Annotated in this window: 25 protein-coding genes; 1 reads left to right on the top strand and 24 read right to left on the bottom strand. The window is 36.6% G+C overall.

Annotated features, from left to right (window positions below; all coding sequences use genetic code 11):
* Window positions 1-47 precede the first annotated feature (47 nt).
* The 13 genes from ACNQGN_RS15190 to ACNQGN_RS15130 all read right to left on the bottom strand — a co-directional run bounded on the left by ACNQGN_RS15190 (window position 48) and on the right by ACNQGN_RS15130 (window position 13948).
* Window positions 48-1394 carry a 3-oxoacid CoA-transferase gene (locus tag ACNQGN_RS15190; RefSeq protein WP_417988674.1) on the bottom strand — a complete coding sequence of 449 codons (1347 nt, stop codon included), beginning with the start codon at window positions 1392-1394 and terminating at the stop codon, window positions 48-50.
* Between the two features lie 3 nt (window positions 1395-1397).
* Window positions 1398-2168, bottom strand: a complete 771-nt coding sequence (pcaD, locus tag ACNQGN_RS15185; protein ID WP_417988673.1) for a 3-oxoadipate enol-lactonase — start codon at window positions 2166-2168, stop codon at window positions 1398-1400.
* 23 nt (window positions 2169-2191) lie between these two features.
* Window positions 2192-2980: a 1,6-dihydroxycyclohexa-2,4-diene-1-carboxylate dehydrogenase gene (locus ACNQGN_RS15180; protein WP_417988672.1), complete on the bottom strand. Its 789-nt coding sequence runs from the start codon at window positions 2978-2980 to the stop codon at window positions 2192-2194.
* A gap of 16 nt (window positions 2981-2996) precedes the next feature.
* Entirely contained in the window at window positions 2997-4016 is a 1020-nt protein-coding gene (gene benC / locus ACNQGN_RS15175) for a benzoate 1,2-dioxygenase electron transfer component BenC (RefSeq protein ID WP_417988671.1), read from the bottom strand.
* A 12-nt stretch (window positions 4017-4028) separates the two neighbouring features.
* Window positions 4029-4514, bottom strand: coding sequence for a benzoate 1,2-dioxygenase small subunit (benB, locus tag ACNQGN_RS15170; RefSeq protein WP_417988670.1), 486 nt, complete (start codon window positions 4512-4514; stop codon window positions 4029-4031).
* A gap of 1 nt (window position 4515) precedes the next feature.
* A complete protein-coding gene (locus tag ACNQGN_RS15165; protein ID WP_417988669.1) occupies window positions 4516-5865 on the bottom strand; it encodes a Rieske 2Fe-2S domain-containing protein in 1350 nt (449 codons plus the stop codon).
* 161 nt (window positions 5866-6026) lie between these two features.
* On the bottom strand, window positions 6027-6956 hold the full coding sequence (catA, locus tag ACNQGN_RS15160; RefSeq protein WP_417988668.1) for a catechol 1,2-dioxygenase: 930 nt from the start codon (window positions 6954-6956) through the stop codon (window positions 6027-6029).
* A 48-nt stretch (window positions 6957-7004) separates the two neighbouring features.
* On the bottom strand, window positions 7005-7295 hold the full coding sequence (gene catC / locus ACNQGN_RS15155; RefSeq protein ID WP_417988667.1) for a muconolactone Delta-isomerase: 291 nt from the start codon (window positions 7293-7295) through the stop codon (window positions 7005-7007).
* Between the two features lie 10 nt (window positions 7296-7305).
* Window positions 7306-8427, bottom strand: coding sequence for a muconate/chloromuconate family cycloisomerase (locus ACNQGN_RS15150; protein WP_417988666.1), 1122 nt, complete (start codon window positions 8425-8427; stop codon window positions 7306-7308).
* Between the two features lie 340 nt (window positions 8428-8767).
* Complete coding sequence (locus ACNQGN_RS15145) at window positions 8768-9646, bottom strand: AraC family transcriptional regulator (RefSeq protein ID WP_417988665.1); 879 nt, start codon at window positions 9644-9646, stop codon at window positions 8768-8770.
* Between the two features lie 115 nt (window positions 9647-9761).
* On the bottom strand, window positions 9762-11198 hold the full coding sequence (locus tag ACNQGN_RS15140) for an MFS transporter (RefSeq protein WP_417988664.1): 1437 nt from the start codon (window positions 11196-11198) through the stop codon (window positions 9762-9764).
* Between the two features lie 12 nt (window positions 11199-11210).
* Window positions 11211-12521, bottom strand: a complete 1311-nt coding sequence (locus ACNQGN_RS15135; RefSeq protein WP_417988663.1) for a hypothetical protein — start codon at window positions 12519-12521, stop codon at window positions 11211-11213.
* Between the two features lie 62 nt (window positions 12522-12583).
* Window positions 12584-13948: an MFS transporter gene (locus ACNQGN_RS15130; RefSeq protein WP_417988662.1), complete on the bottom strand. Its 1365-nt coding sequence runs from the start codon at window positions 13946-13948 to the stop codon at window positions 12584-12586.
* Window positions 13949-14454: 506 nt separating this feature from the next.
* Between ACNQGN_RS15130 and ACNQGN_RS15125 the strand changes: the two genes are divergently transcribed.
* A complete protein-coding gene (locus tag ACNQGN_RS15125; protein ID WP_417988661.1) occupies window positions 14455-14700 on the top strand; it encodes a hypothetical protein in 246 nt (81 codons plus the stop codon).
* Window positions 14701-15038: 338 nt separating this feature from the next.
* On the opposite strand, the gene ACNQGN_RS15120 is transcribed toward ACNQGN_RS15125, so the two are convergent.
* From ACNQGN_RS15120 to ACNQGN_RS15070, 11 genes are all read right to left on the bottom strand, one after another.
* Window positions 15039-16301, bottom strand: a complete 1263-nt coding sequence (locus tag ACNQGN_RS15120) for an alginate export family protein (protein ID WP_417988660.1) — start codon at window positions 16299-16301, stop codon at window positions 15039-15041.
* 2 nt (window positions 16302-16303) lie between these two features.
* Window positions 16304-16984: an SCO family protein gene (locus ACNQGN_RS15115; protein WP_417988659.1), complete on the bottom strand. Its 681-nt coding sequence runs from the start codon at window positions 16982-16984 to the stop codon at window positions 16304-16306.
* 15 nt (window positions 16985-16999) lie between these two features.
* Window positions 17000-17701, bottom strand: coding sequence for a formylglycine-generating enzyme family protein (locus ACNQGN_RS15110; protein ID WP_417988697.1), 702 nt, complete (start codon window positions 17699-17701; stop codon window positions 17000-17002).
* A gap of 101 nt (window positions 17702-17802) precedes the next feature.
* A complete protein-coding gene (locus ACNQGN_RS15105) occupies window positions 17803-18180 on the bottom strand; it encodes a c-type cytochrome (protein WP_417988658.1) in 378 nt (125 codons plus the stop codon).
* Between the two features lie 53 nt (window positions 18181-18233).
* Window positions 18234-19724, bottom strand: a complete 1491-nt coding sequence (nirK, locus tag ACNQGN_RS15100) for a copper-containing nitrite reductase (RefSeq protein ID WP_417988657.1) — start codon at window positions 19722-19724, stop codon at window positions 18234-18236.
* A gap of 110 nt (window positions 19725-19834) precedes the next feature.
* Window positions 19835-20071, bottom strand: a complete 237-nt coding sequence (locus ACNQGN_RS15095) for a cytochrome C oxidase subunit IV family protein (protein WP_417988656.1) — start codon at window positions 20069-20071, stop codon at window positions 19835-19837.
* A 3-nt stretch (window positions 20072-20074) separates the two neighbouring features.
* Window positions 20075-20656, bottom strand: a complete 582-nt coding sequence (locus ACNQGN_RS15090) for a cytochrome c oxidase subunit 3 (RefSeq protein WP_417988655.1) — start codon at window positions 20654-20656, stop codon at window positions 20075-20077.
* 23 nt (window positions 20657-20679) lie between these two features.
* Complete coding sequence (locus ACNQGN_RS15085; RefSeq protein WP_417988654.1) at window positions 20680-21645, bottom strand: DUF438 domain-containing protein; 966 nt, start codon at window positions 21643-21645, stop codon at window positions 20680-20682.
* Between the two features lie 12 nt (window positions 21646-21657).
* A complete protein-coding gene (locus ACNQGN_RS15080) occupies window positions 21658-23430 on the bottom strand; it encodes a nitric oxide reductase activation protein NorD (RefSeq protein ID WP_417988653.1) in 1773 nt (590 codons plus the stop codon).
* Between the two features lie 52 nt (window positions 23431-23482).
* Window positions 23483-24262: a CbbQ/NirQ/NorQ/GpvN family protein gene (locus ACNQGN_RS15075; protein ID WP_417988652.1), complete on the bottom strand. Its 780-nt coding sequence runs from the start codon at window positions 24260-24262 to the stop codon at window positions 23483-23485.
* Between the two features lie 105 nt (window positions 24263-24367).
* Entirely contained in the window at window positions 24368-25702 is a 1335-nt protein-coding gene (locus ACNQGN_RS15070; protein ID WP_417988651.1) for a cbb3-type cytochrome c oxidase subunit I, read from the bottom strand.
* Between the last annotated feature and the right edge of the window lie 74 nt (window positions 25703-25776).

Here is a 25776-nt window from a genome sequence, read left to right as displayed (position 1 = left end):
TTCATTGGAATTAAAAAACTAAAGATAATCCTATTCTAACAGTCTTTTTACGATAATTGTTCCACGAATTTTGCTTCCGTTTTTTCTCGAACCTCTTCCAATGTTGCACCTGGCATTAATTCTATTAAAGTGAGTTTGTTTGCAATATATTTGAAAACGGCCAATTCCGTAATCACCATATCAACAGAATTCAATGTTGTTAAAGGCAATGTACAAGTTGGTACAATTTTAGAACTTCCATCTCGGTTGTTGTGATTCATCGTGATAATAAGCGTTTTTGCACCTGATGCCAAATCCATTGCTCCGCCAACTCCTAATAAAGGCTGCCCTGGAACAGCCCAATTCGCAAGGTTGGCATGTTCATCCACTTCTAAACCTCCCATTACAGCAATATCAACATGTTTCCCACGTATCATTGCAAAAGATTCGGCACTGTCAAAATAACTACTTCCTGGTACTGCCGTTACTGGAATTTTTCCCGCGTTAACAGGGTAATTCATTGCCCCTCCACCGTCTACCGGTTCCGGACCAACGCCTAACATTCCATTTTCAGTGTGCAGAATAACACCGTGTTTTGGTGTAATTAAATCGGCAACTAAAGTTGGAATACCGATTCCTAAATTTACAACATCACCATTTTTCAATTCCTGTAAAGCGCGTTTAGCAATATTCATACGGTCTTCGCTCACTTTTTTTCCTTTATTCACCGATGCCGATGAACCTAAGTCTTCCAAAGAAAGTGTCGCCTGAACTAAGTAATCAATGTAACATCCAGGTGTGTGAATACAATTGGGATCTAAAGTGCCTTCCGGTACTATTTCTTCCACCTCAGCCACAACCAAATCAGCTGCTGTTGCCATAGCGCGATTAAAATTTTGCTCTGTCATACGATAGATTAAATTTCCAGCCGTATCCGCTTTCCACGCTCTGATAAAGGCTACGTTTCCACGAATTCCTTTGACAAAAACGTGTTCCACACCATCAATTATTTTAGTCTCTTTTCCTTCTGCAATAGGCGTTCCGGCAGCAGTTGGTGTATAAAAACCTCCTATTCCGGCTCCTCCGGCTCTTAAGGCTTCCGCCAACGTTCCCTGCGGTACCAATTCATATTCTACAATTCCGTCCTGAGCAGCTTTCACCGCTTCGGGATTACTTGTAAAAAAAGAGCCAATCATTTTTTTTAATTGTCCGTTTCGCAACAAACGTCCGCCCCCAATTCCCGCTTCTCCCACATTGTTTCCAATAAAAGTGATGTTTTTAGTCTCAGTTTTCGATAAAGCATCCATTAAATGAACTGGATTTCCCGTCATCCCAAAACCACCTTGCAATAAGGTATCGCCATCTTTTACAAATGCTGCGGCTTGTTCGGTCGTTATTTGTGGAACTGTTTTCATAGTTTAATTTTTAATAAATTCAATAAGTAGTTTTGTAAAATCATCTGCCTTTTCAATATTTGAAATATGAGCCGTTTTTAAGGCTGCTAATATCGAATTTGGGATTCTTTCCATAAGAAAATCACCATCTATTATTGTTGTTACGGCATCCTCAGTACCTGAAATAATTAAGGTTGGCACCAAAATTTTTGAAACTTCATCTGTAAAATCAGCATCCCGAACAGCGGCACAACAAGAAATATATCCTTCTAATGGCGTTTGCACAAACGTTGCTAAAACGGAAGCAACATTAGCTTTATTTTCGCTAACAAATTCAGGTGTGAACCAGCGTCCTTGCGTTCCTGAAACAATACTATCCAAACCCTTTTTTTGAACCGTTTCAATTCGGGTATTCCAGCCTTCATTATTTCCAATTTTTGCGGCAGTATTACAAAGTATAAGTTTGTTTAACCGCTCGGGTGCATGAATTCCCAGCCATTGTCCAATCAATCCGCCGATAGATAGTCCGCAGAAATTTACGCTTTCAATCTTCAGATGCTCCAGTAAATCCAACACATCGTTCCCCAGCAATTCGATCGAATATTCTCCTTCAGTAACTTCACTTTTTCCGTGCCCTCTTGTATCGTACCGAAGAATATTAAACTCTTGGCCTAGCAACTCTATCTGTCTATCCCACATAGAAAGATCAGTCCCTAATGAATTAGAAAAAACCAATGTTTGCTCCTTGTTGAAATCATCAAACAAGTAATTTAGTGCTGTGTTCTGCTTTTTCATTTTTGACATTATTCTATTTTTTATTAACCCAAATCACCGCCAGCAACGGGAATAGTAATTCCTGTGATATACGAAGCTTCATCAGATGCCAGAAAAAGTATTGCTGAAGTTTGTTCTTCAATTGTTCCGTATCGTTTCATTAAACTAGACGATGTAGTTTGATCAGCCACTTCTTGCTTCCAGACTTTTTCCTGTTCCGAATCTGGAGTCTCATTGCGGGGAATCAAGCGCTCCGGAGCAGCTGTACCTCCGGGAGCAACAGCATTCACGCGAATGTTTCGTTCAGCATATTCGAATGCCATGGCAGCAGTAAGTGCATTTACCCCCCCTTTTGCAGCAGCATACGGAACACGATTAATTCCTCTGGTGGCAACCGAAGAAACATTCACGATTACCCCTGCTTTTTGATCCAACATTACCGGAAGAACGGCTCTACATCCCCAAAGCGTTGGGAAAAGCGAACGACGAATTTCTTTTTCTATTTGATCTTCCTCATAGGTTGCAAAAGGTTTCATCCAAATTGTTCCTCCCACATTGTTAATCAAAATGTCTATTCTGCCAAACTTTGCAACGGCCTGTTTTACGACCGACTGAAAGCCTGAAAATTGCTCCAGATCAGCAACAATTGCAAGTGCTTTATTTTTTTGGTCTTTGCTCAATTGTGAAGCTATTTCATTTACTATTGGAGAACGATCGACCAGTACAACGGAACCGCCTTCCTCTAAAAGTTGCAATGCAACCGTTTTTCCTATTCCTTGGGCAGCACCTGTAACAATGGCCACTTTACCTGAAAATCTATTGGGGTGAAGCATTTTTCTGTTTAAAAAATTATAATTGTACATTTTCCTGACCCGTTGGAACAAATTTTTCCATGTAAAAATTAACATGTTGAATTGCCTCTTTGTCAAGCGTCGTTTTTACTGCTTCCACCATGGCATTTGGTCCACAGATATAAATATCATAGGCTTTATCGCCGAGAAGCTCTTTGTTAATCCATTGCGTAACAAACCCTTTGTCATGCCCTTCTGCTTGTTCATCAGAAGTGCAAGTAAATAGTTGCAATGGCATAATTTCACTAAACGCTTTCAAACGTTGTAACTCCACTACATTCTCCCCGGTCGTTGCTCCGTAAAACAAATGAATAGGTGTCGTATTATTCTCTGCTTTAAGTTGTTCAAGCATGGCCATAAAAGGTGCAATACCTGTACCGCCTGCAATAAAGATTAAATCACGTTTAGCCTCTCTTAAATAAAAACTTCCCAAAGGAGTTACAATGTTTAGTTCCCCACCTACCGTCGCCTGCTCTTTTAGATAACTACTCATCAATCCTCCGGGGACTAATTTGATTAAAAACTCCCCTTCACCGGCATCAGGTTGTGAACTGTACGAATACGACCTGGTTTGTGAGGTTCCCGGAACTTCAATATTTACATATTGTCCCGGAAGAAATTGAAAAGGGCTGCCGTCAGAAGCGCGCAATTTTAATTGGTAAATTTCTGAAGACAATCGGTTTAATTCCTTTATTTCTGTAGTGATAGCCGTAGATTTTACTTTACAGGCGGCAGAACTCGCCAAAATATCAACCACAAGGTCTGATTTTGGTCTCACTTGACAAGCAAGCGCAAAACCTGCGGCTGCTTCTTCATCTGATAAGGCTTCTTCGATGTAGTCCCCTGCATCAAAGTTACCTGATCTCATTTTACATTTACAAGTACCACAAGCGCCATCAGCGCAATCTAACGGAATATTTATCCCAACACGGTAAGCAGTTTCTGCTACAGTTTCATTGGGTAAACTGGTTATAAATCGGGTAACTCCATCCTCAAAGTTTAATGCTATTTTTGCCATTACTTTTGTATTTTAAATATGATATATGTCAAGAACTTGTCGAATGTAATCGTTTTTAAGTATGACTTTTTTAGTAGTGATTAAAAATGAGTCTTCCACTTTTTTCAAAGTGTAGAAAGAAGTACCAAAAAACTGATCCAATTTATTGTATCTAAAGCTTAATGTATTCCAGTTAAAACGTATTTTAATCTCGTCGTGGTTTTCCTCCAGAATTTCAAGATTTGTGCAATTATGGCTTGTTCTGGTATCTGGTAAAGTAGCACTGGAGCGTTCGGTTCTGATTCTAAAAACACGATCTTCCAAACCATTTTTATTGGGATAATAAATCAACGAAATCTCGGTTTCATGATTTGTTGTTAAATTATCCTCATCATCCCAGGACGGCATCCAAAAGGATACATTTTCATCGTATAGCTGAAGCCACTCGTCCCATTGTTTGTCGTCTAAGCGTCTCGCTTCCTGATAAACAAATGCCTGTATTTTATCGTAATTAGTCATTTTACAAATGGTTTTCTAGATTAATCAATTCCTCTTTTGCCAAAGCTTCTTTCAAAGTCTCTGCCCAATACTGGTGCTGCATAAGGAACAATCCTTCGTCTTCGGTTCTGATTCCGCTTAATTTTGGATTGATTCCCATAGCCGCTGCATGTTCATCCGGACCGTAGACCCAATGCTCTGCTCCACGACTAACATCGTTCCACGGCATTATTTTTGCTAAATAACTTTCCTGACAGGATCTGAATTCTTCCAAATCATCAGGAGTTCCCATTCCGGTCACATTGAAAAAATCTTCATACTGGCGAATACGTAATGCACGGTCTGCTGCAGGTTCATTTTTGGGTGCCATACAGTAAATAGTCACTTCGGATTTGTCGACAGAAATCGGTCGAACTACACGAATTTGAGTTGAAAACTGATCCATCAAATACACATTTGGATAAATAGCCAAGTTGCGGGTTTCGTTGACAATAAAGTTTGTTTTTTCGGCACCAAGTGTAGTATTCAATCTATCCAATTGACTATAAAGAGGGCGCACTTCCGGATTCAGCATTTTTGTCCAAAGAAGCATATGGCCATTTTCGAAACCATAAACACCACCTACACTTTTCGACCATCCGTTCGGATCTACGGCTTGCACGCCGTCTTCTTTACGGTTACCCATCGTAGCCACGTAATTCCAGTGCACGGAGCTTACATGGTATCCATCAGCACCATTTTCCATTTGCATTTTCCAGTTTGCATCATAAGTGTAAGAAGAGCTTCCTCGTACCACTTCCAATCCAAATTCAGCCTGATCCACCATCTGATCAATAATCTTTATTGTATCACCGAGATAGTCTTCCAATGAAGGAGAATCTGCATTTAAGCTACCAAATAAAAATCCTTTGTACGACTCAAATCGCGACACTTTTTTGAGATCATGTGAACCTTCTGTGTTGAACTGTTCCGGATATCCTGCACCTTTTACATCTTTTACTTTTAGTAATTTTCCAGAATTATTAAAAGTCCAACCGTGAAAAGGACAGGTATAAGTAGATTTATTCCCTTTTTTATAGCGACAAAGCTGTGCTCCCCTATGGCTGCATGCATTGATAAAGGCATTCAATTCCCCTTCTTTGTTGCGCGCTATAAAGATGGGTTGTCTGCCAATATGAGTAGTGAAATAATCGTTTGCTTCAGTTATTTGACTTTCATGAGCCAAGTACACCCAATTATTTTCGAAAATATATTTCATTTCCAATTCGAACAACTCCGGATTGGTAAAGGATTCTCTGTTATGACGATAAAGACCTTTAGAAACATTGTGTTCCAATAGGCTTTCTACATATTCTTTATTTAATTTTTCCATTAGTGTTGTTGTTTAGTAGTCATAGCCTACCCGCTCCGGAGTTATTTTGGGGTAAAACCACCATGAGAATAGTACAAAAATCGATTCCATACGGGGATTCTCACGGGGATTCTACAAGTCCAAAAAATATTTCGAAAAATGGCAATTGACTGTTTATTTTTTTATAAAACTCCCGATTCAGCTCTCAATCGTTCTACTTCTGCATCATGAATTCCTTCAATTTCACTATGCAATGTGAAGTCGAAATCGATTGAGGAAAAAGGCTTGTCTAATCCTTTTTCTTTAATTTTTTCCGCAGCAGTAATTACGGTAAGATCCGGAACCAGGCCTTCGCGCGTTGCGAAAGCGAAATCATCCCATAAGTATGGGTCACCCTCAAAGTTAATTTGTGTCGTTAATTTTCTGTAGCCTGGCGCTGAAACAAAGAAATGCACGTGGGATGGGCGATTTCCGTGACGACCAATGGCACTTAAAAGAGTTTCTGTTGATCCTCCTGGAGGAACGGCATAGCCAGAAGGGAGGATACTGCGGAATTGATAATTTCCATTTTCATCCGTTTCTATTGTTCCGCGCAAATTAAAATCGCTTTGTGATTGGTCAAAATAAGAATAATTCCCTTTTAAATTAGCATGCCAAACCTCTACAATCGCATTCGGAATTGGATTGTTAGTATCATCCAAAACTTTTCCCTGCATGAAAAAAACTTCTCCTTGCTCTACTTCAGTTCCGTCATCTAAACGTGCAAAACCTAATGATTTTGGCGCGCCTGCAACATAAAGCGGTCCTTCAATCGTTCTTGGTGTTCCACCAGTCATTCCTGCTTTTTCTTCTTCTTCATCCATGCGTAAGTCTAAGAAATGTTCTATTCCTAAACCCGCTGCAATTAATCCATACTCTCCATTTTGACCTGCTTGTGTCAGGTAATTCACTGCGGTCCAAACTTCATCCGGTTGAATATCTAAATCTTCGATAGTGTAAAACAAATCACGAAGAATTCTATTTACAATTGCTTTTACTCTGTCGCTTCCACCTTCTATTTTTTCGGTACTTTCTATTTTTTGAAGCAATCCGTCTATTTGTGCTCTAGTCATGATATTTTTTTTAAATTTATTATAGTTTTTTTGATTATTTAAAATGGTTTAAACTGCTCCTCCTTTAATTGAAGAATAGTGTTTGCATAGTGATTTTACTTCAATTTCCATAAAAGGGAAAAGTGGTAAATTGCTCAGAATCTCATGAAGTTCAGCTGGATTTTCTACATTAAAAATACTGATGTTGGAATACTTTCCTACGATTCTCCAAATGTCTACCCATTTTCCGCTGCGCTGCAGCTCTTGAGACATTGCCTTTTCTTTTGCTTTTAATTCATTTACAAAATTCACATCTGAATCATGTGGAATTTTTACGGTCATTTCTACGTGGAATAACATAGTTCTATTTTTATTTGCGTTTATATTGATTGAGTTTATCCAAATCTAATTCCAGGCCTAAACCCGGACCTTGCGGAATTTTCATCGAAGCATTTGAAAATTCTACTTTAGTTTTTACAATATCATCCGTTAATAGTAATGGCCCGAAAAGTTCCGTTCCCCACGACATTGTTTTCAAAGTACTAAAAGCATGAGCAGAAGCCACAGAGCCAATTGTTCCTTCCAGTAAGGTTCCGCCATACAAACTGATGTCGGCTGCTTCAGCAATAGTAGCCACTTTTAATACATTATGCAATCCTCCTGATTTTCCTATTTTTAATGCAAAAACATCTCCTCCTCTAATTTTGGCTAGTTTGTAAGCATCTGCACTATCGTTCAACGCTTCATCGGCCATGATTGGCACAGTAAACATTTTGGTCAAACGAGCCAAACCTTCAAAATTTTCTTTAACTATTGGTTGTTCGATAAGATCAATTCCTGCTTCTTGAAGTTTTGCAATACTTATTTTCGCGGTACTTTCATCCCAAGCCTGATTCACATCCACTGTTACTTTTGCTCTGTCTCCCATTGCTTTTTTGATAGCTGCAACGTGTGCGATTGAAATTTCCGGAGCTTGCCATCCAATTTTTAATTTGAACGTATTGTGTCTTCCAATAGCTAAAAGATGTTCGGCTTCTTCAATATCCTGTTGTGTATTTCCGCTGGCCAATGTCCATAAAACTGGTAAATTTTCAGTAATTGCTCCTCCTAATAACGTAGCGACAGAAACACCCAATCGTTTTCCATGAGCATCCAAAAGCGCTGTTTCAATTCCTGATTTTGCAATTCGGTTGCCTTTAATGTTTTTTTCAATCCAAAACATTGCTTTGTGAATATTGGTCGCATCCTGCCCCAGTAATAAAGGAGCAAAATACGTATCGATGTTGAGCTTCATACTCTCTGGAGATTCCTCTCCGTAACTCAATCCACCAATGGTTGTAGCTTCTCCAATTCCTTCAATTCCATCACTAGAGAACAAACGAATGATAACCATAGTTTGTTTTTTCATTACGGTCATCGAGAGATGATGCGGACGAATTGTTGGCAGATCAACTAGAATGGTTTCAATTTTTTCAATAATAGGACTATTCATTGCTTCGTATCTAAATTTATTTGATTGCTACAGAAGTAAGCACTTACTCGTAAATAATTGAGTACTCACTTACTGTTTTATTATCACAAATTTAGAGTGAAAATCAGAGTTAAAAATTGGATTAATTAGCTATTAATGAGACAAATCAAACAAATTAAAAATAAATAGTAATTAATTTGAATCCTTTTTAACTTCCAAAAAACATTGATAACAAGCACAATACATCCACTAAAGTGAAGTTTAGATTTTTTTATAGCAGTAGATTTTTATAAGAAATTGTAATAATCCCACAATTCAGAGGACTATCCTTTATTTGATGCGAAGATTACAAATACAAAAATTACCTTCTTCCCAATTGACTTCTGAATTCTTTAGGCGTAAGCTCGGTTCTTTTCTTAAATAAACGCGTAAAATAAGCGGGATCTTCGATATCCAACTCATACGAGATTTCAGCAATTGACATTTCAAAATTGCGCAGGTAAATTTTAGCTTCATCAATAAAAAAATTAATAACAACATCTTTGGGAGACAAACCAGAAACATCTTTACAAATTCGGTTGAGATGTCCGCTTGAGATGTTTAGTCGAGAAGCATATTCTTCAACGCTTATTTTAAAAGATTTCATTTCCTTTATCAATTGAACAAAGCGTCTGTAGTACATTTTATTTCTGTTATCTGAAAGATTAACAGCGGATGAAGTTACAAATATCCGATACAAACGCAACAGCATCATTCCAACCAAATACTGCAAAGCATGTTGTTTCCCAGGTAAGTCAGAGTAATATTCATCAATGCATTTATGAATAGTCGCAAGAGTATCAGTGATTAATTTATCATTTTGATCCAGTTTTGAAATATGAATTTCGTCTATCTTATTAATAATATCCGTATCAAGCTTTAACATGTTCTCCAATGACTTGTCATAAAGTGAGATTACCCATCCTTTGGTATCTGCATTCATGCGTAACCCATGACTAATATTTTTTGGAATAGAAAAAAAAGAAACGCTTTCCACAATTTGACTTTCTTCACTAAGTATTAATTCCAAAGAGCCGCTTTCTACCACAAAAATCTGAAAAAGGTCACTATGCACATGAGGTTTAATATACCATTCGTGGCGTTTTCCAGTCATCTCCATAGGAGTAATATGAATAATATCCCTAACCATATCAATAGAGTTATCACCATAAATCCCCTTAAAAAATAATTTACTTCTCATGTTTTACTTAGCTCAAGATAGTTTTTATGCCTATCAAAGATAGTAAAAATACAACTATATCGTTTGAGCACTATTTAACATTTTTTTAGATTAAAGAAAAAAACTTCATGCTATTCTAAGACGGATTGGTTGTATTCAATTTTGAAAGTCGGTATAAAAATAATGCCACAAAAACCAAATAAACAATTGCCATACTCATAGCGATGTTATAGCCTTCTAAATTTTGTTTTAAACAATAAAAAAAAACGCTCCCAATAATACTGATTCCAAAAGCAGATGAAAATTGTTGTACAGTCGAATACACACCTCCGGCCAATGCGGCATAATCTGCCGGAATTTTTTTAAGTGCATAATTTAAAATCGACGGTAAAAGTATCCCTTGTCCCAATCCATACAATAAAAGAAGCCCCGGAATGCAATCCACATTCGCTTGATCTCCTAGCATAAGAACCTGTAAAACCAAAGACATAATCATAAGAAAGCACCCTATAATCAACAATTTGATTCCATATTTATGCAATACGTTAAGAGCGATAAATGAAGAAATCAAAAAACCAATACCATTAAAAGTAAAATATTGGCTGGCAACATAAGGATCCAGATTCAATGTCTTTTGGAATTGAACCGCACATATTAATAAATAAGAATTATGCGCTCCGAAAAAAAACAAGGCTACCAGCAAAACCAAATTGAAACTTTTTATTTTAAAAAGATTGGTATCCAGTAAAGGACTGCTTCTATGTTGGGTTTTCCTTTTTTGGTTCTTCCAGAATATACATAATAGAATTCCGGATAAAAACAGCAAAAGCACTACTAAAACTGAAACTCCCTGCTCTGGTACTAAAGTAAGTCCATAAATTAAACTTCCTAAAGCAATGGTCAACAATACTACACCAAGCATGTCAAATTTACCTTCTTTATGCAGACTCGTTTCTTGCAAAAAGAAAAATGAAAGCATAACGGTTAGTAAACCAAATGGAACATTAATCAAGAAAATCAGCCGCCAGCTTTCTTCAATATAATGGTGCGCCACAAAATAGCCTCCTAAAAATTGACCCAAAATAGAAGCAATACCGAGCGTAATTCCGAAAAATCCAAATGCTGTGTTTCGCTCTTTGGCTTCTCGAAAAGTAACTTGTATTATCGTCAATGTTTGAGGAATCATAAAGGCCGCAGCCACACCCTGAAGAAATCTAAAAAGTATTAATTGTAAAATTGTTCCTGCACAACCACATAAAGCGGAGGTAATAGTGAAGCATAGCATCCCAATAATGAATATTTTCTTTCGTCCAAAAAAATCTCCCGCTCTTCCTCCGGTAATTAAAAAAACACAATATCCCAAAAGATAAGAACTGATGACCAATTCTGTATTACTGTCTGATGTTACATATTGTCTTTTTATCTCCGGCAAAGCCATATTCACAATATACACATCGATTACTGAAAGTAAGGGAGCAACCAGCACAATGATTAAAGACAGCCATTTATTGGTTTCTTTCATAATGATAGCAAAAAAAGTTGGATGCCATTCGTTTTGAATAGCACCCAACATAGTAAACAAATATTAAAATTTAAACACTGTGGCACATACTACTCTCCAAGTTCCTATCAAATTTAGATTGGATACGGCTCTTCCGCTACTATCAGCATTACCCCATTCGGCCGCTGAATACTCTACTTCCAAACCAAATTTTAAATTTTTGACAGGCACTTCAATTCGTGGTGCCAATCGATAAATATAATTGATAGTTCTGGTCGTTGTATTTCCGGATGCCGCAATACCTCCTATTGCGTTTGAAAATCCATACGCTACCGCTTTTCCGGAAATCGGATTAGTGGCGCCATCATTTTGGCTAAAGCCGGCAAAGAATCCAGGAATTATTTTTTTCGTTTTTCCCGTTAAATCAACCCAGAAAGATTGTGTAGCCATAGTCGAATAGGTTTCTAAACCTGAACCATTCGCTGGTGTATATCCCACATACCCTCCAAGCATAATGAATGAAGTTGCATTTTCGCCATACATCGCTTCGGCTTTTATAGTCATCGGCTTGGTTTCAAAACGTCCATAAGCCATAACCGAAACACTGTTGACTCTTTCGTTAGAGAAATCATTCGTTAATCCAGAACTTGTTTTAGGACGAATTTGCTCAAAATGTCCCGCTAAACCTACCAGCGCATTTTTACTTTTATAATTTACCTGAATGTTTCCCGAAGGAAGCGAACTGTTTCTGTACGGAGCGGTATTGGATGTAAAATCTCTTTGCGACACGACAGCTGCAATAAGATTAAAATTTGCATCTAACTTTCGGGTAAAACGAATTTGAGGATTTCTGTTGTAAGGCATATAAGGTGCCCCACCACTAAAATTAACTACGCCTGGAAACATTTCCGGTATGGTTAGCGGATGCCAAAATTGACCTATTCCCAACTGGCTATTTTTCCAGTCTAATGTAATATAGGCATGTCTCAAACGAAATTCATTAATTCCACCTTCTGCGTTACCAAAAAAATCACCTTCAAGAAATCCTGCCGTTTTTGCACCCAAAATATCCGGTGCGCCTACTCTGACTCCGGCTCTGGATAATACATTCAGCATTTGAAACTTGGAAGCGGAGTTTCTATCCTTCCCATTGGTATCAAAGTCAACATCTTTTCCCCAAAGTACAACTGCAGCTTCTCTTACATCAACAGTCTGACGCGAATCAAATACTGCATCATGTCGAATAAAACCTGAGAACCTGACATCAAAAAGCGGTTCTTTTTTCTCTGGTTTAATAACTGTAATACTATCTTTTGTTTTTATGGTTTCCTGAGCATTAAGTAGCACTGCTGTATGCAAAAAACCAATTACTACCACTATTTTTTTAAACTTCATTTTTCTATTTTTGTGTTCGATGAATCCTTAACTATTTAGCAATAATCAATAGCTCAAATTGTCTATTTTTTGTCAACAATAGGATTTAGTACAATCATTTCCTCTTGATGTGACTGGGCTTTATGGTCATGGCTGTGCTTAACATTAATGAAACAAACAGCCAAAGCACCTATGGCTCCCGGAATAGCAAATGCGACAAAATTCATTTGAAAAGGCAAGCCTAAACTCAGTAGAGCCCCTCCTAAAATTGGCCCTAAAATAGCTCCTGTTCTACCAACTCCGGATGCCCAGCCAATACCGGAAGATCTAATGTTTATAGGATAAAATTGCGCTACGTATGCATAGCAAAGTATTTGGGTTCCAATGGTTGTTGCTCCTGCAATTGCAATTAGAATGTATAATACCACTGTAGAATTTTTAAACCCAAGCAAGCTTAAAGAGATAGCGGCGACTGCAAAAAAGGAAGTCAAAACGGTCTTTAAATTAAATTTATCACCAAGCCACCCGCCACCTACTGCTCCTATCATCGCTCCAAAATTCAGCACTAACAAAAAAGTAAGACTGGATCCTAACTCATATCCGGCTTTGTTCATTAATTTTGGCAACCAAGAATTTAGACCGTAAACCATCAAAAGACAAGTAAAAAAAGCAACCCAAAACAGGATAGTACTAGTTGATCTGTTTTGTTTAAAAAGCTGCGAAACACTAGCCCCGGTAGCTTTTGCTTCTCCAGAATCTAAAACATCACCTGCTGCAGGAAGATACGTCGGTTCAATAAGAGAAAGTATTTTTTTCGCCTCATCTGTTCTTTTTTGTTTGGCCAAAAAGCCTACAGAATCAGGCAAAAATTTAATAATTAAAGGCAATAAAAGTATTGGCAATAGTCCAACATAAAAAACCGATTGCCATCCGAAATTTGGTATCAGGAAAATCCCCAATCCAGCCGAAAGCATTCCTCCTACCGAATAGCCGCTAAACATGAGTGTTACTAACGTGCTTCTGATTTTCTTAGGCGAATATTCAGTCATTAAAGCCACAACATTCGGCATCACTCCGCCAATTCCTAATCCGGCAAGAAAACGACAAATTCCAAATTGCAACGGAGTTTCGACAAATCCATTTATAAAAGTGAATCCACTGAAAATAGACACACACATAATGATTGCTTTTTTTCGTCCAATACGATCCGAAAGTGTTCCAAATAGCAAAGCGCCAAACATCATCCCAAAGAGTGCGTAACTCCCCAAAGTTCCTGCTTCAATGGGTGATAAATTCCACTTTTCCATAAGCAATGGTAACACTACGCCATAAATAACCAGGTCGTAACCATCAAAAATGATGATTAAGGAGCACCAGAACAAAACGTTCCAGTGAAATCGACTAAACTTGGCGTTATCAATTAAATTATGAATATCTATTTTTCGCATAATTTTTTTTTAGTTATTGGTTATTGGTTAATTAAGTCTAATAAACAACAGGCTGTTATTATGGCTGAGCCTGTTTTAACAAATTTCTCCATATAAAAATTTGTATGTTTTAGTTGGATTACGCCACTATTTTTGGATTCTTCCACGCTATTTGATGCATCATTTCTTGATGTTGTTTCTCATTTTTAGAACCGTCTAATGGTTAATCATCCAGAATTTATTGATTAAGCACTATACTTATTCCGCAATATATTTACAACGTATTTAATATATTATCAATAAAATCAATTATAAATTACACAAAGCATAATTATTAGCTGTTTTTTGTATCGATATGCAAATATTAAAATTATTCGAGGTGAAAAATTGTTCTTTTGCGTCAATAACAGGACAAATCAAATGTTTTATAGAAATTGATGATAAAAAATGTAAAAATAGAAGTTTGCAAATCAGACTTATAGGCATATCCTGATAGGTACGGCAGTAGCCAGGCAGTATTACCAACAATGGATATTCTTGTGCAGGTACATACATCGGGCACTATAGATGAAGAAGAATACGATAGTTTTATTAAAGAAGTAATAGACCAAATAAGTAGTCTTATTAATACTCTAGACAGCCTAGCAGTTTATGAAAATATAAAGCAAAAAAAGGACGGAAACTATTACAGAAAATTAAAAAGACAGGATATTATTGAATGCAGCAACTCTGAAAACTATTTGATAAATGTCAGCCTATTTTTCAAACCATAAAAAACCCTCGAAAATCAGATGACCTTGGAGGTTTGCAGTCTTTTGTTAGCGCTACCTATTACTATGGTAAAAGCAAGTATTAGTATACTTAAATTAGCTATTTTTAGAGATATAGTCCGAAGGAGACATTTGAAGTGTTTCTTAAAATTCCTTCCAAAACTAGTTTGCGATTTATAACCTACTATAGAATTAGAAGCAAAAAAAGGAAAGCTTTCGATTTTTAAAGAAAAATTAATGTTTAAAAAAACTTTAATCAATCGCTATTATTTTCCGAATAAGAACCTCGTTTAAAAGTACTTAAACGAGGTTGTATTTAAATTAGCTGATCTAGATAAAATCTATTTTATAGTAACTATTCTTGGAGTAAAGGAGACCATAACCCAAACCCAATTATTAGTATTTGCGGCATCGGTAACATTTTTTAATCTTTCCAAAGTTCCTGAACCAAACATTTGAGAGTACCCCGCTGAAGCAACGATATCCTTATCAATGTTACAACTTGCAGTAAAATCAAGTTCCGTTCCTAAATAGCTGTCCATTTTATTATTAGAAGCATCCAAAACGGTATTTGGTGCATTAAAAACATGTGGCATTACTGTAAATTGCCATTTAGTAGAAGTATAATTTAACTTCAGATAGGCATCTTGCAATCCCACACTATTTTGATGATTTCCTACATAAAAATAATCCATGAAACCATTAAAACCATGATTAGTCCCAAAAATTGGACTAAACGATTTTAGGGTAGAACTACTATCGTTTTGGTTTTTGCCTGAAAGATATTCATATCCTAATCCAGCTTTGAATGTACTCGTGACCGCATAACCAAGGAAACCTCCTGCATACCATGCGCTTACATTTTTACCATTGCTTTTTCCTGTTTGCCCATAAGCCCCAAAATTAGTCTCCCATTTTTTTTTCTTCAAGGAAAAATAGACACCAAAAGTTTGCTTGTAGTCTATTTCTAAATTACCACTGTTTTTTTCAAATTCATATCCGGTATTTAACACCAGCAAACTAAAATTCAATTTGTTAAGTTGGGTATGATACCAGGCGTATTGTAAGGATTTGTAGTTAGTCGCGTAGGCGGTTTTCGGCTCCAATAAATTTTCAGCATTGGCGTTTAACGCAAAACCTAAATCCAATTGATGATTTGTTTGATGAAACCTAATCACTGCGGCATCATGACTTTGCCCTTGTTGTGCCCAATCGATTTCTCCAAAAATACGTTGATTGTCATACGAAATCACTTGGCGGCCTATGCGGGCACTCCATTTGGCATTAAAGTCAAATTGCGCCCAAGCTTCAAATAAAGCGATTCCATTTTTATCAACCTGTGCTGTAGTTGCCACATCTCCCCAAGTGCGGATGTTCTGAAAAGTTAATTTTGCTTGTAATTTTTCTTGCTTGTAATTAAAATTCAAACGGGAACGTTGTGCTATAAATGAGGTGGCCTTTTCGCCATTTGGCATGAGGCTTTTGAAACCATTTCGGTATTCATAACGAGGTCTAAGTTGCAGATTTACATCCAACTCTTGACTGTAGGTACCCATGCTTAGCATTCCTAAAAATGATAAACCAATTATTTTAAGCAATTTCATGTTTAATTTATTTTTTGAGCTTCCTCAGTAATCTTTTCAATAGTTTGGTCTGAATTGACGCCCAAACCCTCTTGCTGATATGCTAATTCCCCATTAGCATTAAATACACTTATGATATTGGAATGGGAGAATTCCAAAGGCGCTATTTTTTTATAGTTTACTGCCAAAACTGCTGCAAATTCTCTTGTATTTTCTTCTGATGAACGCAAGAAAACCCATTGCGATCCTTCCATTTTATTTTCAATGGCAAATGCTTTTAAACGTTTGGGAGTATCTACAGCGGGGTCGATACTCACTAAAACCAATTTCACATTATCCTTTATGCTTTTCGGCAATCTTTGTTCTATATCTCGCATGTCAGCCACTAATCTCGGACAAGCAGATTTACAAGAAGTGTAAATCATCACCATAACCAATACTTTCCCTTTTAAGTCCTTCATTTCGAGATTTTCTCCCTTTTCATTGGTCCATTTTGACGGAAGATTGTAAATAGATAAATCTGAAATAGGTTTGTCTATTGTTTCTGCTTTTGATTTATTAACACAGGACTGGAGTGATAAAAGAATTAAAACTAATGCTAAAAGAAGCCGTTTACATTTGTATTTTTTACTTTTTACCTTTAGAGTATTCTCCTGTTCAGATATGCCGGAGTTGTAAATATTTGATTTCATTTCTGTTTTCATTTGAGTTGATTTTGATCACTGCTTTTTATCTTTTGCACATCTAAAACCGAGGTTTTTAGTAGTATATCGTGCTTTAAGGCTTCCTCGGAAAGCATAGCGCATAAAAGCCGCGTAATTCATTAAATCTGTTGCATTGACAGAACCGCTTCCGCAAAATAGATTCCGGTCTGTATCCTTGTCTTTTCTGGATTCCCCAGAAAGAAAAATACTATTGAAATCTGCTGTCCATTCCCAAACTAATCCATGCATATCATAAACGCCCCAATAATTTTTGAAGGTACGCCCTACTGGATTCCTATAGGTTTTTGGCTTTTCATACCAGGACAGGATGTAATTATTAAAGCTCTCTTTAGTACGTGCGTCCATTCGTTTCTCGTCAGCCATAGCGGCATACTCCCATTCGTCCATCGTAGGCAGTCTTTTTCCCTGGCATTCACAATATTTTTTGGCTGCAAACCAGGAAACATTCGTTACCGGTGCAGTACTTAAATTGGCATTACCATAATTAAAATCACTTTCCCATTGTGATAAATAACTTTTATCTGCAAAAATACCTTTCATTCGAGAACGGCTATTTTCTGGATATCTCTTTAAAAATTCCACAAACTGGGCATTCGTTACCGGATAAATATCAAGACTAAAAGCTTTAACTTCTACTGGTTTCTTACTTGTGGCACCATAAAGGGGAACAAAAGTCCCCCTTTCTATAGCAGCCATTTTTACAACTTGAGACCATAGCGATGCTGTAATAAGAAACAAAAATATTGGCAAAAATTTTTTCATATTTAACATGGCTAATTTCATCTAAGTTGTACAGTTTATTTTCTTTGGGCTTTTATCATAGCTGGAGTAACCAACGTTTTGTTATTTCCCCAACTGGCATAAACATAAGTCATCGCATCCGCTATTTGTTGATCGCTTAATGCTTGTGCAGGCATGGCACCACTGAATTTTTTACCATTTACAGTAATTGGCCCAGATAATCCTTTTACGACTCCTTTTATAGCCCGATTCACATCTTTATTCAAGTAATCTGATTTCGCCAGAGGTGGAAAAGCACCAGGAATCCCTTGTCCGGCAGCTTGGTGACAAGCTATACACGTTTTTCCATAAATTCCTTTTCCTTTATCAACGCTTTGACTGTATCCTTGTAAAGCCAATCCCATCATTCCGATGCACAAAATATACTTTTTCATTTTTATTATAATTAGTATTAAACATTTGTTTTAAACTTGCATTAAATCCTTTTTTATTCATGAATATCTTTTAGTTTTGGAGCCAATTTCCCTCTTAGTGTTTTAACCATTGCCGGCGTTACAACTGTTTTATTATTTCCCCAACTATCATACACATAAGTTAACACGCTGGCTACTTCATCGTCTGTCAAATTTTGACTTGTCATTACATTATTGAATTTTTTATTATTTACAGTAACCTCTCCACTCAATCCGTGCAAAACAGCATTTATTGCTCTTCCAGAATTAGCGTTTAAGAAATCTGATTTGGCTAATGGAGGGAATGCGTTAGGAATTCCTTGCCCTTCAGATTGGTGACAGGCAAGACACGTTCTTCCGTACAGTTCTTTCCCTGCTTTAACGTGTTGCGCTACAGTTTTTACCGCAATGCTTTGAGTTGTGCCTTTGACTTTAGGCATATTTTGTATTGTACCGCCTTCTGGCAAATAAATTCCTTCTTGCGTTGTTCCGGAATAGACTATCTTGTTATCATCCCCTTCTACTTTTAACATTCCTAATGCTCCTTTGTTGAAAGCTCTAAAAATAGAGTGATCTACTAATATAAAAGTACCGGGAACGTCCACTATAAATTCAACTATTGCAGCACCACCGGCTGGTATCAAAGTTGTTTGGACATTTTTGTTTATCAAATCGCCACCTTCTATATAAACTTTATCGAATATTTCTCCAATTGCATGGAAAGAAGATACCAAGTTTGGCCCACCATTACCCATATAAATACGTACCGTTTCTCCTTTTTTGGCTGTTAACGCTTTATCTCCTGTCAATGCCCCAACTTTTCCATTAAACACTACATAATCCGGTTGCTCTTTTATAGCTTTATTCATATCAAATGGTTGAGGCCCTTGTTCTCCATAATTTCCTTTGGTATAAAAATCTCCTTGCATAATGTAGTATTCTTTGTCAACTGGAGGCAAACCTCCCTCAGGTTCCACTAAAATCAAACCATACATACCGTTTGCAATGTGCATCCCAACGGGAGCCGTCGCACAATGGTATACATACAAGCCAGGATTTAAAGTTTTAAAATTGAATACTTTTTCATGTCCAGGAGCCACTAATGAAGAGGTTGCTCCACCCCCTGGTCCTGTTACCGCATGTAAATCTATATTGTGAGGCATTTTATTATCCGGGTGGTTTTTTAAATGAAATTCTATCTCATCACCTACGCGAGTTCTTATAAAACTTCCAGGAACTGATCCCCCAAAGGTCCAATAGGTATATTTAACGCCATCTACCATTTCACCCTCTTGCTCTTTAATCTCCATGTTCACAACCAATTTTGTGGCTGCACGATTGCCCACCGGTTTAGGAACAAAAGGTGGTGCAGTCAGTTCTGCTGTTTGCTGACCTTCTACCGTTATACTCTCATAATATTTTGCGCTTTTTTCTTCATCTTTTGAACAAGAAAAAAGACCAAGGGCTACAAAAAAAGCAATGGTTATTAACCTACTCTGTCTGTTACAATTTAATGTTATTTCCATAATAATCAGGTGTTAAATTAATCGTGATTTGTACTGTAAAAATAAAAGATGTTTTTATCCTTTATTATGATATTTGTCATGTTTTTAACTTTTATTTAAGACCTTCCTTTTTATAAAACTAATCCTAAAACTATCAATCCTAAAACCGAAATCAGGCTTACTTTCCAAAAAGAATTCGCTTTTTTAAGTTCCATAAATTCGAAAGAAACCAAGAGAAATTTCAGTACAGATAATCCCATAATTAAAATAATTACAAGTCGAGAAGCATCCATTACATTCGAAATCACTGCGGCACAAGCCGTCAATAAAATCAATAAACCATAAGTAATAAAAAGTGTTTTTTTCATTTTCTAAAAAATTAAATACAGAACAGGAAATAGTAGCAGCCAAATCAAATCACACATGTGCCAGAAAGCAGCGCAGGCTTCAACGTCGTCGATACCGGTATCTGAATTTTTCCTGCTCATTCCATAATTTGTCCAAATTAAAATAACCAGACCCATGATGACATGAATCAAATGAAATCCGGTTAACATCCAGTAAAAAGTAAAAAACATGTTAGTTTCCAGTGAAATTCCGGCGTCAATTTTATGATAATATTCAACCCCTTTTACTATTAAAAATAATGTCCCCCCAAGCATGGTTAATTTAAAATACAAGGCGGATCTTTTACGATCATTCTCTTTAAATTCATGTACCGCATTGGCCATAAAAAAACCACTAGTCAACAAGAAGATAGTATTTATTGCACCAAAAGTTGTATTGAGTTGCAATCGCGATTGATGAAACAATTCAGGCTGCACTTTTCCATAATAAACGAATGCTAACAGTGCCATTCCGAAAGTAATTAGCTCCAAGAAAATAATAATCCACATCAAAATACCTCCTGGCGGATAATAGATATTTTTATAATTGATTTTAATCGAATTCATTTTAATCTGTCTTTAAAAATATTTTATTCCCAATCCAATAATCGTTTTTCACCTTCTATTTTCTTAATGTCGGTGATGTCTTGTGACATCTCAATAACCCCCTTATAGTTTTTATCAGCATCTCTAACCGCAAAATATCGAATGTAAATCAGCCGTTCTTTGTAGTTAATCCAAAACGAAGATTCACTTTTAGTTCCTTTTCTAAATTCATCCAGGATTTTTAGAACAGTTCCCACACTTTTTGGCGGATGACAAAATTTTACTTCACGGCCAATAATCCCGGAACTTCTTGGAAATAAGCGTTCTTCGCCACGATTATAAAAAATAACTTTGTCGTTTTCATCTACATAAGTCAAATCTAACGGCATCGTTTTAAAAAGTAGGTTTACCTGCTCCACAGTCATATACCCCTCGTCAAAATGTGAGGTGTTTTCCAATGAAAAAGTTAATTCTCGATTCGTAAAATCCTCACTTGGATGGACATATTGGATGCTGGGATAAGGTGCTGGAGTTGTAGCCAACATCCAGCCAATTTCTTCTTCTCCTTTGCGCATTTCAATCCAGTTGGCTTCGGTAAGCAGGTCTAAAGCATTTGGAAAAAGAACCGCTTCTTCCATCTGCATCAATCTGTAAATTCCATTTACCAGAAAGGGAGTATTGCTATTGATATTCTCCGAATTTTTCATTTTAAGATAGTACTGAATTAAACGGAATTGCTCCCTTAAATTATCATGAAAAGACCACATGCCTTGTGAAGGACCAATCCATCCTTTTTTTTCTAAAAATGGAAAAAGCTGATTTTCTTTTCGTGAAAATCGTTTCTCAATAGTATGAAGCTGGTTGAAAATATTGATGTATTTTTGCAAATCATCTATAGGATTTACAGCGGAAAGTTCCTCTAAAAGAGCATGAATAATATCGCTTTCCTGAAGGTAAACACTAACCGGATGTCCTTTGGGAAGTACGGGGGTATTTGAAGTTTCTTTCATCTTATTTATTTATTACTGATGTTTAATTTTTTCATACAGTTGCACTAATGATTGCAACAATTCCACTGGTGTTGTTAAAATTTGATAGTGATTCTGCCCAAACATTTGTGGTAAATAGTATTTCGCCTGGGCTTCAATAGCAAGAGCGTAAGAATTGATATTTCGTAAGTTAAGTTCTCGAAGTGCTTGTTTTACGTCATTAATGCCATATTTTCCTTCGTATTTATCATAATCGTTGGGTTTTCCGTCAGAAATTAGGATTACCCATTTATTTTTTGTGTTTCTTTTGTCTATCCGTGCGCCGGCATGTCGCAAAGCTGCGCCAATTCGGGTGTAGCCACTGGGTTCTACAGCTCCAATTTTATGTTTGGCTGTAGTCCAGTTTTCATCAAAATCCTTGACCGTTAAATAAGTGGAAAAGTTGCGCGTTTTAGAGTAAAAACAATCAATGGAAAAATCAATCTTGAACTCGTTCAAGATTTCTCCAAAGAGAATCGAAACTTCTTTCTCCACATCAATCACACGATTTCCTGCGGCATATCCATCACTGGAAAGACTAATATCCAAGAGGATTAAAATAGATAAATCCTTCTCTTTTTTTCGATTTGAAATGTATATATTTTCCGAAGGGGTGCGCTTGGAATGTACATCTACGAATAAATCAGTGATGGCATCAATATCAAATTCATTGCCTTGTATCTGGCGTTTTTGCTGCTGCATTTTGTTATTAACACTGGTCAGCATCTTGCGCAAGCCTACTAAAGTGGAAGCGTTTTTTGCAATAGTCTTTTTGTAATAATTGCTGTCTGTTTTTTGCTGTGATTTTGGATATACTTTACAGAAATTCTCTTTGTATACCCGTTTGCTAAAATCCCATTCATTATAGGAAATGTGAAACCCTTTTGCATCTATTTCGGCACTTTCGGAGATGGAAGTGTTCTCAATAAAATCAGATTGATAAACAGAATGTGCTGTATCATCTACTCGAACAGTGTATTTCATATTCAAATCCTCCAATGCTTCCTGATGCTCTTCTAATTCGTCAGACCCATCAAAGTCACGCCATGTTCCATTGAATTCTTCAGCAGTTTCCACTTTTTCGAAATTATGAAGCAAGACATAATCTTCTTGTTGTTTTTTATCGACTTCAACAGTAATCACTTCTTCTACTGCTTTCGACTTTAAAGTAGTTAGAGCCTGATTTTCGTTTCCTTTTTTAGTTTTATCAGAGAAATTTTCGAGAACAGTATCGCTATTTTTTTCTATTGTATTTTGCATCCATTTACCATACAGCCAAGAAAAATCCGGGGTATTTTTCCCATTCTCTTTTTGAATGAAATACTGTTTTGCTTCGATATGAAATTTTTTGTCGATAGAAAATTCTTCAGACAAAACTGCTAGAATAGGATCTGATGTTTCAAATGCTTTCTGTTGTGAAAGTGCTAAAGAGGGGTCTTTTTCTTCCAAAGTCCAGTTCAAATTCAATCGCTGCTGTATGCTTAAGTACACAATTCTAAAAAGATAAAAAGTTAGATTGTCTTTTTTAGTAGGTAATTTTGAAATAGAAATGGGGAGGAAAAAATTATTATTTTTATATCCTCCTTCTCTTTCGGCAGGAAAAATTTCGATTGCTTTCCCTGTCAAGGCACGAGCCAAGATCGTCAATCGAGGTTTTATATCATTTAAATATACCGTTCTGTTAAGAATTTCAACATCAATTTTTTTAGACTTTTTAAAATGTCTGGCAAACTTTCCATATATGTATTCATCTATTTCGAAACCCATTTTTTTACTGTTTTTTTTATGCCATTGCGGGGAATTACCTCCCTCCCTTTTTCTATATCATCAAATCACATAAATCCTTCAATGCTTCCAAAGTTTGCAAATCATCGGTTAACGGCTCAACAACCGCCACATGGACAGACAATCTTTTTGGCAATCCGCTATGAATTATTTTAGCAGCATCAATTAAAAGTCGGGTAGAAACGGTTTCAGTTAAACCTAATTCGGTCAAGTTTCGAATTTTGTTTCCAATGGTCACCAACTTTTTTGCGGTATCCTGATCAATCTGAGTTTCATTTACCAATATTTCCATTTCAATTTTAGCCTCCGGATATTCAAAAGAAACAGCAATAAATCGTTGCCGTGTGGAAGGCTTTAGTTCTTTAAAGCCTCTTTGATAACCCGGATTAAAAGAGGCAACCAACATAAAATCATTGTGTGCTTTTACGGTTTCGCCTAATTTGTCTATGAAAAGCTCCCTTCTGTGATCCGTCAAAGAGTGAATGGCAACAATTACATCAGGACGCGCCTCAGCTACTTCATCCAAATAAATAATAGACCCTTCTTTTACCGCTGTGGTTAAAGGACCATCAAGCCAAACGGTTTCCGAACCTTTGATAATGAAACGACCAATCAAATCAGTAGAAGAAGTTTCTTCATGACAGCTAATAGTGATGATTTTTTTATCCAATTGATGAGCCATGTGCTCAATGAAACGGGATTTTCCAGTTCCTGTTGGTCCTTTTAGCAAAAAAGGGATTTTGTTTTTATAGGCATGTTCAAAGACTTCTTTTTCTTTGCCTACTGCGTGATAATAAGGACTATTTTGTACCATTAGTGTATGTGAAAAAAGAACGCAATAACAATTTTTTTTCTGGAAATGCAGGTTCTGAAAAAAGTTGATAAAGCGTTCTGATTAAAAAAAAAATGAATTAGTAAACTATTTAACCTCTAAAGCCTCGTCTGTAGGTCTTCCGTATTTGATAAAATCATAAATAAAGAGCCCTATTCCTGTGGTAAACATGGTGGCACAAATCAGAAGCACAACAAAGTGAATACTGATTTCATTTTGAACATCCATGAATTCCATTTTCATTTTACGTTCCATATATACTTGAGCAACACCAGCCACCCCAAAAGCAACTGTCATTCCTAAAATCCCAATATTGGATAACCAAAATGCCGCATTCCCTTGCGTACTATCATACCGCTTTCGTCCTGTTAGATTGGGTAGGGCGTAACTTATCATTGCTAAAACAATCATGGCGTAAGCACCCCAGAATGCATAATGTGCATGCATGGCAGTTACCAAAGTTCCATGTGTATACAAGTTTGTTTGGGGTAGTGTATGCGCAAAACCAAGTAATCCGGCTCCAACAAAAGAAACAATAGAAGACCCGATGGTCCAAAATAAAGCAATTTTGTTAGGATGGCTTTTTTCACCTTTTCTATACATATTCACAGCAAATAATGCCATCGCTAAGAATGCTAAAGGTTCCAGTGCAGAGAAAATTCCACCAACGATTAACCAAATTTTATTAACCCCAATGTAATAATAGTGATGTCCAGTTCCCAAAACTCCGGAAAGGAAGGTCAGACCAACGATCACGTACAACCATTTTTCGATAACTTCTCTGTCAACTCCCGTTAATTTGATCAATAGGAAAGACAAAATACCTCCCATAATTAATTCCCAAACACCTTCAACCCACAAGTGAACTACCCACCAGCGGAAAAAGGAATCCATTACCTGACTATCAAACCAGATCATTCCGGGTATATAAAGCAGGGTTGCAAATAACAAGCCCATCGTAAGCACCAAAGCTGTAGTTGTTTGGCGTTTTCCTTTAAAAAGTGTTCCTAAAATTAAACCTAAGAAAAGCAATACATTTACAACTACCAAATAGTCCAATTCCCTTGGGATTTCAAGGAACTTTCTACCTTCCCAATGGTTAAAGTGAAAGCCAACAATGGCAACAACACCAACAATCGCTAACGATATCAATTGAATATAAGCCCATTTTATACTTATTAATTCGCGTTGTGCTTCTTCAGGAATAATATAATAGGCGGCACCCATAAAACCAGTTAATAGCCACACCACTAATAAATTGGTATGTACTGCCCGTGCAGTGTTAAAGGGTATAATTTCATGTAATCCTTGAATTCCTATTCTGTCAAAGCCCATAATAAAGCCATAGATAATCTGCAGTGAGAACAAAAGCATGCACAAGGCAAAAAACCAGTAGGCTACTTTCTGTGATTTATATTTCATCTCTTTTATTTATTTTTTTTATTTGTCATCTCTAATTAGTACATCAGTACTTGCATCGTATTTTTGTTTTGTTT

This window comes from Flavobacterium rhamnosi, from assembly GCF_048286515.1.
In the GTDB taxonomy this organism is placed as follows: domain Bacteria; phylum Bacteroidota; class Bacteroidia; order Flavobacteriales; family Flavobacteriaceae; genus Flavobacterium.
The sequence above is the reverse complement of the archived record's forward strand: the minus strand, read 5'-3'. Positions and strand labels throughout refer to the sequence as shown.

Excerpts from the sequence above, each read along its gene's own strand:
- ACNQGN_RS15190 (WP_417988674.1), bottom strand. The coding sequence starts at position 1,394 with ATGAAAACAGTTCCACAAATAACGACCGAACAAGCCGCAGCATTTGTA.
- pcaD (WP_417988673.1), bottom strand. The coding sequence starts at position 2,168 with ATGAAAAAGCAGAACACAGCACTAAATTACTTGTTTGATGATTTCAAC.
- ACNQGN_RS15180 (WP_417988672.1), bottom strand. The coding sequence starts at position 2,980 with ATGCTTCACCCCAATAGATTTTCAGGTAAAGTGGCCATTGTTACAGGT.
- benC (WP_417988671.1), bottom strand. The coding sequence starts at position 4,016 with ATGGCAAAAATAGCATTAAACTTTGAGGATGGAGTTACCCGATTTATA.
- benB (WP_417988670.1), bottom strand. The coding sequence starts at position 4,514 with ATGACTAATTACGATAAAATACAGGCATTTGTTTATCAGGAAGCGAGA.
- ACNQGN_RS15165 (WP_417988669.1), bottom strand. The coding sequence starts at position 5,865 with ATGGAAAAATTAAATAAAGAATATGTAGAAAGCCTATTGGAACACAAT.
- catA (WP_417988668.1), bottom strand. The coding sequence starts at position 6,956 with ATGACTAGAGCACAAATAGACGGATTGCTTCAAAAAATAGAAAGTACC.
- catC (WP_417988667.1), bottom strand. The coding sequence starts at position 7,295 with ATGTTATTCCACGTAGAAATGACCGTAAAAATTCCACATGATTCAGAT.
- ACNQGN_RS15150 (WP_417988666.1), bottom strand. The coding sequence starts at position 8,427 with ATGAATAGTCCTATTATTGAAAAAATTGAAACCATTCTAGTTGATCTG.
- ACNQGN_RS15145 (WP_417988665.1), bottom strand. The coding sequence starts at position 9,646 with ATGAGAAGTAAATTATTTTTTAAGGGGATTTATGGTGATAACTCTATT.
- ACNQGN_RS15140 (WP_417988664.1), bottom strand. The coding sequence starts at position 11,198 with ATGTTGGGTGCTATTCAAAACGAATGGCATCCAACTTTTTTTGCTATC.
- ACNQGN_RS15135 (WP_417988663.1), bottom strand. The coding sequence starts at position 12,521 with ATGAAGTTTAAAAAAATAGTGGTAGTAATTGGTTTTTTGCATACAGCA.
- ACNQGN_RS15130 (WP_417988662.1), bottom strand. The coding sequence starts at position 13,948 with ATGCGAAAAATAGATATTCATAATTTAATTGATAACGCCAAGTTTAGT.
- ACNQGN_RS15125 (WP_417988661.1), top strand. The coding sequence starts at position 14,455 with ATGGATATTCTTGTGCAGGTACATACATCGGGCACTATAGATGAAGAA.
- ACNQGN_RS15120 (WP_417988660.1), bottom strand. The coding sequence starts at position 16,301 with ATGAAATTGCTTAAAATAATTGGTTTATCATTTTTAGGAATGCTAAGC.
- ACNQGN_RS15115 (WP_417988659.1), bottom strand. The coding sequence starts at position 16,984 with ATGAAAACAGAAATGAAATCAAATATTTACAACTCCGGCATATCTGAA.
- ACNQGN_RS15110 (WP_417988697.1), bottom strand. The coding sequence starts at position 17,701 with ATGGCTGCTATAGAAAGGGGGACTTTTGTTCCCCTTTATGGTGCCACA.
- ACNQGN_RS15105 (WP_417988658.1), bottom strand. The coding sequence starts at position 18,180 with ATGAAAAAGTATATTTTGTGCATCGGAATGATGGGATTGGCTTTACAA.
- nirK (WP_417988657.1), bottom strand. The coding sequence starts at position 19,724 with ATGGAAATAACATTAAATTGTAACAGACAGAGTAGGTTAATAACCATT.
- ACNQGN_RS15095 (WP_417988656.1), bottom strand. The coding sequence starts at position 20,071 with ATGAAAAAAACACTTTTTATTACTTATGGTTTATTGATTTTATTGACG.
- ACNQGN_RS15090 (WP_417988655.1), bottom strand. The coding sequence starts at position 20,656 with ATGAATTCGATTAAAATCAATTATAAAAATATCTATTATCCGCCAGGA.
- ACNQGN_RS15085 (WP_417988654.1), bottom strand. The coding sequence starts at position 21,645 with ATGAAAGAAACTTCAAATACCCCCGTACTTCCCAAAGGACATCCGGTT.
- ACNQGN_RS15080 (WP_417988653.1), bottom strand. The coding sequence starts at position 23,430 with ATGGGTTTCGAAATAGATGAATACATATATGGAAAGTTTGCCAGACAT.
- ACNQGN_RS15075 (WP_417988652.1), bottom strand. The coding sequence starts at position 24,262 with ATGGTACAAAATAGTCCTTATTATCACGCAGTAGGCAAAGAAAAAGAA.
- ACNQGN_RS15070 (WP_417988651.1), bottom strand. The coding sequence starts at position 25,702 with ATGAAATATAAATCACAGAAAGTAGCCTACTGGTTTTTTGCCTTGTGC.